This window comes from Streptomyces sp. NPDC006510 (assembly GCF_040611955.1).
In the GTDB taxonomy this organism is placed as follows: Bacteria; Actinomycetota; Actinomycetes; order Streptomycetales; family Streptomycetaceae; genus Streptomyces.
Genome location: NZ_JBEXPH010000420.1, coordinates 1 through 2,064, shown reverse-complemented (window position 1 = coordinate 2,064; position 2,064 = coordinate 1). Strand labels below are relative to the sequence as shown.

Genomic DNA, 2,064 nt, shown 5'->3' with positions numbered 1-2,064 from the left:
TCCGCCGCTACATCATCTGGCGAAACCGCCATGCCGACGACCAGCACCTACAAGCCGTCGTCGACAAGGCAAACGTTGCCTGATGCGGCACTAGACGCCTCGGCCACTGGGGGGCCTACGCGCTCCCCGTCACGGTGCTGGTGGTCCTCGCGTTCTCCAGCCCGGTCCGCGCCCTCTACACCCGCTACGCCGAAATCCTCACCCAGTTCGCCGTCCGGCAGGCTCACAGGGCCGCGGACCTGGCCCTCGATGTCTGGCATGGCCAGGCCGTCGCAGCCAGCGTCATCGCCGTCTTCGTTGCCCTCGGCCTGTGGAACGCCCGGAATACCTCCTGGATCCCACGCCTCCTGCGCCGCGTCACGACAAAAGGCTGCCTGATCCTCGGATCAATCCTGATCATCGGAACCCTCTTGAGCGTCCTCTTCGACTACGGCGACGTCTCTGTCCACTTTTCCCTCAGGCCCCTGAACCTGACCACGGACCCGGTCCCCCAGCCGCTGGACAAGCAGCCCCCCTGGGAGGCACTGATCCGCGCCGGCCTGGTGTTCACGGTGTGGGTCCTCTTCGCCAGGGCCCGCGACTCCGGCATCGAGTTCCCACTCGGTAGTCGCCACATCCGCCTGCGGAGGATCTTCACCCCGCTGACCACCCTGGCCGGCGCCTGCACACTGCTCTACCTCGCCCAGGACCCCGACACCTACCGCCTCATCGCCGACGAGGAAAACCCCCTCCGCCTCGCGGCCTTAACCGCTGGCACCCTCCTGAGGCGCGTCGACGACTGGGAACCCCGGCCCCGCGAACCCGAGCTCGTCTCGCGCTGCCGCGACTACCTCTACCGCCTCCAGACCATCCAGTCCTCAGGCAGCACCCTGACCACAGGGATCTCCCAGTTCCTGAGCCTCGGCACCAACCACAACACCTCCCTGTCCACCGCCCCCCCGAACTTCCCCGAACTCGTCGAAGACTTCCGTGCCCTCCTGCGTCTCATCGCCCACGAATACGCTGGACAGGGCAAATCCGTGATCATCGCCATCGACGAACTCGACCGCCTCGGATCCGACACCAACGCCCTCGCCTTCCTCAGCGAGATCAAAGCCATCCTCGGTATCCCTCATGTCCACTACCTGATCTCCGTCGCCGAGGACGTCGGGGCCGCCTTCGTCCGCCGCGGCCTCCCCCACCGCGACGTCACCGACAGCTCCCTCGACGACATCATCCATGTCCAGCCCAGCACCCTCGCCGAATCCCGCACCGTCCTCGCCGAACGCTCCGCCCTCACCGCTCCCTACACCCTCCTCGCCCACACCCTCTCCGGCGGCATCCTCCGCGACTTGCTCCGCTACGCCCTCCAGATCCGCGAAATGCAGGAAAGATCCCGCTCCCACGAACTCGCCGAGATCTCCCGCCATCTCATCCTCGAAGAGCTCTCCGAAACCCTCGCCGGCTTCCGCACGCTCCTGAGCAAACGCCAGTGGACCCCCGACACCGAAGGCACCCTCAGCGCCTTCCGTACCCTCGGCGGCCACCTCCGCATTCCCTGCCCCTGCAATGTCCGCCCTCTCGTCCACGGACTCGAACAACTCGCCTACCACCCCCTCACCGGTCACCACCCAGGCCCGGACACCTCCGACCCCCTCAGCGAAGACGCACACCAGCTCATTGCCGAAGCCTCCGCCTACGCCTACTTTTCCCTCACCCTCCTCGACATCTTCAGCACCACCGGCTTCGACGAACGCCTCAAGCAAGCCCAGGCCCAAGGCTTCCCCGGAGAACCCGAACGCCTCGCCGAAGCCCGCCAGGAACTCGGCATCTCTCCCTACAGCGCCCGCACCCTCATCACCGACATCCGAAAAGCCTGGTCACTGCCCCTCAGCCCCGACCCCAGCAGACCCATCCCTCCGCAACGCTCCGCGCGCTGCGCCATCCACCCCGCCACCTGACCGGCCCTGCGATCCTGCCGACCGCGAACGAGGGAGTGTCATGAATCAGGTGTGGACCTCCACGAAGGAGTCACCTGATGAGTACGACGACTGATCACCTGATCGAGACTGGGGCCGGTGTGTC

General features: G+C 66.4%; 1 protein-coding gene. It reads left to right on the top strand.

All coding sequences use genetic code 11. The features are described from left to right. Nucleotides 1-134 precede the first annotated feature (134 nt). Nucleotides 135-1,940 (top strand): hypothetical protein, encoded by a 1,806-nt coding sequence (locus tag ABZY11_RS44110; RefSeq protein WP_356484564.1) that lies wholly within the window; start codon nt 135-137, stop codon nt 1,938-1,940. Nucleotides 1,941-2,064: the final 124 nt, after the last annotated feature.